Annotated in this window: 10 protein-coding genes; 2 read left to right on the top strand and 8 right to left on the bottom strand. The window is 69.2% G+C overall.

Annotated elements, in window-relative coordinates; translation table 11 throughout:
* Positions 1-254 precede the first annotated feature (254 nt).
* The 4 genes from ACFYX0_RS45065 to ACFYX0_RS45050 form a co-directional block, all read right to left on the bottom strand.
* On the bottom strand, positions 255-629 hold the full coding sequence (locus ACFYX0_RS45065) for a VOC family protein (protein WP_388980935.1): 375 nt from the start codon (positions 627-629) through the stop codon (positions 255-257).
* Complete coding sequence (locus tag ACFYX0_RS45060) at positions 626-886, bottom strand: multiprotein-bridging factor 1 family protein (protein WP_388980932.1); 261 nt, start codon at positions 884-886, stop codon at positions 626-628. Before ACFYX0_RS45060 ends, ACFYX0_RS45065 begins: the two co-directional genes overlap by 4 nt.
* Positions 887-1,142: 256 nt before the next feature.
* A complete protein-coding gene (locus tag ACFYX0_RS45055; protein WP_388980929.1) occupies positions 1,143-2,372 on the bottom strand; it encodes a hypothetical protein in 1,230 nt (409 codons plus the stop codon).
* Positions 2,357-3,220 carry a hypothetical protein gene (locus tag ACFYX0_RS45050; RefSeq protein WP_388980926.1) on the bottom strand — a complete coding sequence of 288 codons (864 nt, stop codon included), beginning with the start codon at positions 3,218-3,220 and terminating at the stop codon, positions 2,357-2,359. The genes ACFYX0_RS45055 and ACFYX0_RS45050 overlap by 16 nt, the downstream gene beginning before the upstream one ends.
* A 644-nt stretch (positions 3,221-3,864) precedes the next feature.
* Between ACFYX0_RS45050 and ACFYX0_RS45045 the strand changes: the two genes are divergently transcribed.
* Together ACFYX0_RS45045 and ACFYX0_RS45040 are read left to right on the top strand one after the other, a co-directional pair.
* Positions 3,865-4,854 (top strand): hypothetical protein, encoded by a 990-nt coding sequence (locus ACFYX0_RS45045; protein ID WP_388980923.1) that lies wholly within the window; start codon positions 3,865-3,867, stop codon positions 4,852-4,854.
* A gap of 236 nt (positions 4,855-5,090) precedes the next feature.
* Positions 5,091-5,543 (top strand): hypothetical protein, encoded by a 453-nt coding sequence (locus tag ACFYX0_RS45040; protein WP_388980921.1) that lies wholly within the window; start codon positions 5,091-5,093, stop codon positions 5,541-5,543.
* Positions 5,544-5,577: 34 nt separating this feature from the next.
* On the opposite strand, the gene ACFYX0_RS45035 is transcribed toward ACFYX0_RS45040, so the two are convergent.
* From ACFYX0_RS45035 to ACFYX0_RS45020, 4 genes are all read right to left on the bottom strand, one after another.
* Positions 5,578-5,727 carry a hypothetical protein gene (locus ACFYX0_RS45035; RefSeq protein ID WP_388980919.1) on the bottom strand — a complete coding sequence of 50 codons (150 nt, stop codon included), beginning with the start codon at positions 5,725-5,727 and terminating at the stop codon, positions 5,578-5,580.
* A gap of 74 nt (positions 5,728-5,801) precedes the next feature.
* Positions 5,802-6,065, bottom strand: a complete 264-nt coding sequence (locus tag ACFYX0_RS45030; protein WP_388980916.1) for a hypothetical protein — start codon at positions 6,063-6,065, stop codon at positions 5,802-5,804.
* On the bottom strand, positions 6,055-6,270 hold the full coding sequence (locus ACFYX0_RS45025; RefSeq protein ID WP_388980914.1) for a hypothetical protein: 216 nt from the start codon (positions 6,268-6,270) through the stop codon (positions 6,055-6,057). Before ACFYX0_RS45025 ends, ACFYX0_RS45030 begins: the two co-directional genes overlap by 11 nt.
* A gap of 148 nt (positions 6,271-6,418) precedes the next feature.
* Positions 6,419-7,015 (bottom strand): hypothetical protein, encoded by a 597-nt coding sequence (locus tag ACFYX0_RS45020; protein ID WP_388980912.1) that lies wholly within the window; start codon positions 7,013-7,015, stop codon positions 6,419-6,421.
* Positions 7,016-7,412: the final 397 nt, after the last annotated feature.

Genomic DNA, 7,412 nt, shown 5'->3' with positions numbered 1-7,412 from the left:
AGGCGCAGAGCACTCCGGCGCTCCGCGCCTCCGACCCAAGGATGGCCTTCACCCCCGCCCTGAAGGACGGAGCACTGGCCAAGATCAGAGGTAGAGGCGCCCTTCGCGGACAGCGGTGGGTGTGCCAAGGGGGTGCTGGCGCTTCCCGGCCTCAGCACCACCGACGACCTGGACACCGTCATCCGTAGCGTCGAAGTTCCCGCCGGACGCTCGCTCCTGACACTACCTCAGTGACAGTGATGTGCCCGATGGGCTCAGTGGAGGCAGAGGCAGAACGGATGGCCGGCCGGGTCGGCGTAAACCCGCCAATTGGCTTCTGGGCGGAGCTGGTCCGTCCGCTCCAGCACGGTCGCACCGAGGGCGAGCGCCCGCTTCTCCTCCCCGTCGAGGTCGTCCACGTCGAAGTCCAGGTGGAGCTGCTGCGGGCGCTGCTGGCCGGGCCACTCGGGCGGCCGGTAGCCGTCCACCCGCTGGCAGGCCAGCGGCGTCCCCTCGAACCCGTGCACCTCGACCCAGTCGCGATCCTCCGGGTCCGCGACCACCTGGCCGCCGAGCAGATCCGCGTAGAACTCCGCGAGCCGTACCGGATCGGCGCAGTCCAACGCGACCGCCTGCAGCTTTCGAATCACTTCCGACACCCCTCACCCCTCGGCCGCTTGCGCAACGCCCCCGTATGAGAGGGGGGCGTACCCGCCGCCGCGGCGGACATGCGCGGCGGTCTCGGGATGCGCCGCCCCAGCTCCACCGACGCGACCATGTCCTCGCCGTAACCGAGCTTCGCGCCCGGCTCCGCCCGCGTCAGCCCCCGGCTGGTTCTCAGCAACCGCAACTGCTGCCCGAAGCACCGAAGGATGCCCGTCTCGCTGTCATCACCGTGAGCAGTCACTGGTGCCCCTCACCTCCCCCCCGCACAGAGGCGCCCGCACCGCTTCCCGCCGCAAGCACCACACCCACCGTCACGTGCGGCTCACTGTAGGGACGCGCCACGTACCCGTCCCGCCGCTTGCGACCAAGTCCCCCGTACCGCGTACAACCGCCCCCCGGCTCCCCCGTACGGCACCCGCCCGTACTCACCAACGCCCCGGACCCGAAGCGCCGGCCACGGTACAAGCACCGCAACGGCCCCGAAGCCGCACTCACCTCTACAACCAGCTCAGGAATGCAGTACGCCTGTCCAGAAAAGCATTGCTGATGTGGGTCGTCGACCCTCCCGGTGTGGTCGGCACCACCCTGAAGTCGGGGTCCTCGTACACGTAATCGCCATCGTTCTGCCGGGCGTTGGGCGGGTGGACGGAGACGATGAACCTCTTGCCGTCCGCCGACACCAGCATCCCCTCCGCGACCATTCCGTCCTGCGGACCAACCACGCTGATCGGGGCGCCTACGGCGCGGCCGGTACGGGCGTCCATGCTCCGGAACGAACCGGACGAGGTTCGGCACAGCACCCGGTCGTCACCGACCCAGCCGACAACACCCACGCATCCGCTGAGCAGCGCGGCACCGCGCGCTGACGTCCTGGTGAGCGGCCCCGAGGAGTTCCAGGTGTCGAAGACGGTTCCGAAGACCTTGGGTGCGGTCGCCGTGAGCCGGCGGCCGTTCGGTGCCAGGTGCACCATGTTCGCCTGGACGGCGCGCGCCGGCTTGCCCGAGACGGTGAGGGGCAGGCCGTGTCCGGTGGCGGGGCCCTCGTCCGCCAGGTGGTGGTCGCCGTCGGCGGACCGGGAACCGATCCTCTGCCTGCCGTCGGAGGCCGTGTACGTGAACCACACGCCGCGCCCGTCCGGTGACATCACCGCGTTCTGCTCGTCGTCACCCGCCGCACCCCCCAGGCGCACGACGTCTTCCAGGTCGGCGCCGCTCACCACATAGCCGACGTGGGAGGTCTTCTTGCTCCGGGGATCCCGGAGAACCACCGCCATGCGCGTGAACCCCAGGTCGAAGAGGGCGCGGATCCGGGGAGCCATGTACTCCGAGGTGGACACGCCATAGGGGGAAGGGTTGTACGCGTCCACTGCGCAGAGTTCCACCAGGGGGCTGTCGACCGCCTTGTCGCCCGGAACGTTGCTGAACGCGGCGTCGCTCGGGATGGGGAACTCCCTCTCCGCGCGCTGTTGCCACGTCTCCGGATCCCAGGCCCGCACCGAGACACTGGCCCATCGTGCGCCCATGTTGCACGTGGCGGTGACAACCGTGCCCCTGCGGGTGAACGGGCTGTCCGGAAGGGTGTAGCCGCGGTTGCCCAGGTAGGGCCCCGAGGATGCGGAAGGCTTGGAGTCGGGCTTCTCCTTGCCCGGTTGCGGGCTGCACGCCTGGACGCACAGGACGGCCAGGACGACGAGGGCCACGGCCTTGCCCACTACAGCAGGTCGCATGTCGGATCCTTGGGCTTCAGGTGGCACGGCGTCCAGGGAACGGATCCGAAGAACCACTTCTGCCGTGGGTTCAGCGGGACGGACTCCGTACGGACGCGCAGCGGCTTCCCCTGCCGGTCCTTCAGCTGGATCCACTGCCCCTTCTGGTAGGCGTCGACGTAGTGGACCCTGATCCCCCACTCGCACGACTGTCCCCGCGGCGCGATCGCCTCCACCCTGAGGCCACCCGAAGGCTGGCCGCCTCCGACCTCGATGTAGTGGGTGTCGAAGTAGGGCTCGCCCTGTCCCTCGGTGTCGTCGGTCAGCACCGGCTCGTCGGACAGGGGCGGAACGTGGAGCTGGATTCCCTGGTAGACAGCTCCACCTTGCGGTGGATGGGCGACGACCGTCTGGACGGTGCTCTTCCGGCACGCGACGTCGGTGACTTTCCAGTCGTCGATGACCACGGCGGAGGCCCGGGTGCTCAGCACACTCATCTTGAACGTGTCCGAAAGTTCCGTGCGGCCGGTCGGCATCTGCTGCATGTGCTGCTTCGGGGCGTGCTCCAGCACGGACGGGTACTCGAGCAGATGACCGCCCAGTGCCTGCAAGTACGAGAACGCGGTGGAACTGTCCGTGCTGGACGTCAGTTTCCGGGTCTCGCCGGCGGTCAGTTCCCGGTCCAGAACCATGGCCCATTCCTGACGGGGGTCGCCCTTCTCGGGCTGCACGGACACCGTGAAGGGCGCCTGGGAGGCGTCGTACTCCTTTTGCTTGTCGTTCTGCTTGTGGACGTCGAACCCGATCAGCAAGTACCCGATCGCTGTCGCGGCCAGCGTCCCGCACAGGAAGGTCAAGACGCCACGCACCGATAACAGCACCGCCCACCGCGTCTTCTTGCGGCGGGAGGCCCCGGGATCGACTCCGAACAGCTCGGAGGTGATCGCCTGGAAGCTCTCGTCCGCGGCGCCACCCGCAGCGGCGGGTGCCTGGGGTTGCTGAGGCGGTTGGGCGGGAGGCGACGGCGGGCTGTCGCCCGAATTCCCGCTCGGGCCGCCCGGCTGTGCCGGGGGACCGCCGTCATCGCTCGCCTCAGGCTCAGGTGTCCCGCCCGATGACGCGGTCGTCGTCATACCGGTCCCCCCACAACATGATTCATCCTGCCCAACCCCCGCTCGGCACCTGACACTTGGTCATCATGGGCGCCCGCACAGAACCCGGCCACACACGGCACCGAACTTCCACGATAGGTACACGCGCAGCGACTGTCCCACCACTTGAAACCCGTTCATCCGTCCGCGGGCGGGCGGCCCCACCCTCATGTACAGCGGACCGCCGCACAGGCGTCACTCCTGGTAACAGACCGGTCACAGCCGCGACGCTGAACCCAGGATGCGCGATCAGAGGACCGCTCGGCCACAGTCCGGAAAAACTGCTCCCGTGCAATGTGCGGGTTCGCCTCCCGCCGCGGCCTGCTGCTCTCCGCCGGCCGGCGACCGCGGCTGGCCGACCTGTGCGGGCGACGCTGAAGAAGCAGCCCCGCAAGGAACCCGAACTGGCTCGCCGCGGCGGCCGCGCGCTGTGCGACGGCTGCACCGTGCACAGCGGACGCCCCCTACAGTGGATGGAGGAGATGACCATGGAGATGAACCCCACCGCCTTGCTGCTCGATCTCGCCGCCCGGGCCGAGAGCGTGAGCGACCCGGACACGCTGCACAACTTGCTGTCCAGCGGCCACCGTGCCTGGTGCGAGGGCGTCGCCGACGTCCAGTCCGGCATCGACCACGAGACCGGGAGACTGTCCGACCCACAGCTCTCCGAGCGGTGCGCTGCTGCCGACGCGCCGTGGGAGCAAGGGATGACCCGCAGTGACGCGGTCTCCGCTCTCGTGTTCGCCACCTGGGAAGCCGCGCCGACGGCCATGGCCTACACGGAGCTGGGAGAGCGCGCCGCACGTTTCGGTGTCTGCCTTCTTCCGGAGGACTGGGTCATCGACCGGCCCGGCAAGGGCCGGCGGACGTCCGCCCCAGCTGCTGCGCTGCCCGAGGTGTCGGCCGACGGCGACCCCGACGACCTGCTCGGCACGGCCGAGGAGGCAAGCCTGCTCGGCTACGGCAGCGCCGCCTCCTTCTCCAGCGCCCTCTACCAGGGGCGCATCCCCGAACTACCCGAACCGGACGCCCTGGAGAAGGAGGAAGGCAGCCGCGGCCGGGCCCGCAAAAAGTGGCGCCGGGCCACCGTCGTCGCTGCCACCCGGCAGCGCGGCGTGCTGCCGACCGCCGACCAAGACGAGGACCTCGTCGGCGCCGCAGAAGCGGCCCGGATCCTCGGCTACAAGGACGCCGACAGCTTCATCAGCGCACTCGGGCACGGACTCCTGCCCGACCTCGAGCAGCCCGACGGATACGAATACCGACGCGGCAGCGCCGGCCGCCCCCGTCAACAACGCTGGAAACGCTCCCGCCTCGAGGAGCTGTCCGCCCGCCGCGCCTCGACATCCTGACTACAGCGCGCAGAACCGCGCACGCAGACGGGATGCCGTAAGACCGCGACCTCTGGCTGAAGGGATCGACGAACTCCCGGCGGGCCAGACGCCGCACGATGGCCGGTACGGAGAGGCCAGCCACCCCTCCCCCGCGAAGCCCCACCGCCTCGCGGAACCGGCCATCACCACTCCCAATGCTCCAGCTGTAGATCGTGATCATGGATGTGAGGGTTGCCCCTCGGTAGCCTGCGCGTGTGGCTGAGACCTGGGGCGAAATGCAGCTGATCGCGGATGGCTTCGAGCGTGTGTACGTCGAGTTGGAGTGGTACGACGGACCGCGCGCCGGCCTCGCCGATGTCGACGGCAAGCCCCACTACTTCCAGGGCTACGACTACGACCGCGCTGACGAAGCCGACGAGTACAGCGTCTGGCCCGCGAGCGACGCGGCGGTGGAGCTGGAGCGCGAGCAGTGGGCGATCTTCGCGAGATGGAACGAGCGCCATGAGGCGGGGACGGTGGGGCCGCAGACCCATCCGGGCCAGGGCGGGATCGACGCCCGCTACGACGAACTGGCCCTGCTGCTGGCCCAGTACCGGCAGGTGCCGGACGGCGCGAGGCGACTGGTGGGCGAGGTGCGGTTCGATGCCGGGGCCCGCTACCGGGTCGAGGGTCTGGACTACTGGTTCCGATGGCGTCCGAGCAGGTGAGGCCGCCGTTGATCATTAGGACCAGAACAACGCGCTACCTGCCGGGCTTCGACAGGGGCGGCAGGACCTCGTAGCGGAAGGACTCAGACGCATCGAATCCCGCGGTGCCGTAGCGGTGGCACTCACCGTCGTCGGCCAACGTGAGCAGTGCAACGGCGGCCCCGTCCCGTTCCGTCAGAGGCATTCGGCTTGCTTTCCAGGGACACAAGGGCCCCGTCTCCCGGACGAGGCCGGGAGATGGGGCCGCAGTTGGGGCGGTCAGGCCTCGAGATAGGCCACGATGACGACCGATCCTAGGACGGTGACGTGGTAGATGACGCGGGCGGAGCCTTCGACGTACTCCCGCAGCGGCACGTGCCCCGCACGTGACGGCCTCTCCTGCCCGATCCACGGGTCCAGGGAGATGGCCACCAGCGCGCGGTCCAGGCGCACCAGCTCGGCCACGCTCAGCTTGCGCAGAACGGGCTCGCATTCGGGGGTGAAGGCAATCTGCGCTCGCCGCGGCGAGTGCTTAGGCGACACGGGCATCCCCGCCGTCACCGGTGACGTCGATGCCGTGCGTGGCGTACAGCTCCACGCGCAGCGTCTCCCAGTCGCGCTTCAGGTCGATGCCGTTCTCGGCCATGCCGCGCAGGGAGTCAGCCAGCAGCTGCTTGCCTGCCTCCTCGGCCTCTGCGGCCTGCTCCAGGATCGCGGGCTTCTCGTTCTCATCGAACTGCAACCGCATGGGTGTCCCCTTCCGCGCTATGGCCGTGCTATCCGTACGGTACGCCGCCGGCTCGGGGTGTGTCCGCTTCTCCCCACTCATACCGGCAGCCGCCACGACGGTCCTCCTTCGTCCCCGATCCACACCGTCTGCGCCTCCGGCGTGATCGTCATACCGAAACCGGACTGGTGGGGAGCTCCGGCCGCCTCCCGTGGACGGGGCGATCGAGTAGCCCAGGCGCGCGAGTTCGCCCTGTATGCGGCGGCGGCCCCACGTACTGCTCTCCTTGGCCAGGCGCAGGATGAGCTGCTTGACGGTGGGCGCGGTGGACGGCCTGCCGAGGCGGCGGTGCTGGGAGAACGTCCACTTCCGCGCAATGAGTTGCCGGTGCCAGGCCAGCAGCGTGGTCGGCGTGACAGCGAATACGTGGCGCCAGCGTTCCTGCGGGACCAGCCGGGAAAAGGACGGCGAGCCAGATCCGGTCGGCGGGCTCGTAGCGGACTTGGGCGATCTGGCGGCGCAGCACCACGTTCTCGTGCCGTAGCGCCAAGACTTCCGCATCCTTGGCCACGCGGCTGCGCAGCACGGCAGCGGGCACCTTGATCAGGTTGTGGACCAGCGTGGTGGGGATCGACAGTGGCACCGACAGATCGTCCCAGGCGCTGTGCAGGCCGCCGCCCTGCGGGGAGAAGCTGCAGGCCGGACCCAGAATCGTATTTTCGAGCGGGACAGGCGACCAGAAGATGCGCGGGCTGTATTCCGGCACCCAGATGTCCGCCCCACCGGCTGGGTGATCCTCTACCACCTCCGCGGCCTACGACTTCGGGTCGGTCATGCCACCGACCCGCCCACCATCGTCCTCAGCCGCGGCGTCCAGCTCCATCTCCTCGACCTCCTCGGCCTGGGACCAACACACCCCCGCTGGCCGCAGACCGCAACGAGCTACCCGCGAAGAACGGAACCAGCTGTCGCCACCATCACAGGCGCGATCCCTCATGCGGGGCCGCGCCTTCGCTCTCGGTCAGATGAGCGAGTTGTAGATGTTCCAGCCGTACCCGATCGAGGCCCGGGCCAGGAAGGGCGCCGAGGCGTTGCCGGTGCCCCGGTACAGCCACAGGCCACCCTTGCTGTCGCGGGCGACGAGGTCCGCCTTGCCGTCCCCG

The organism is Streptomyces sp. NPDC002573 (genome assembly GCF_042889625.1).
Lineage (GTDB): Bacteria > Actinomycetota > Actinomycetes > Streptomycetales > Streptomycetaceae > Streptomyces > Streptomyces gibsoniae.
Note: the sequence above shows the minus strand (reverse complement) of the source record. Positions and strands in the feature narration are given on the sequence as shown.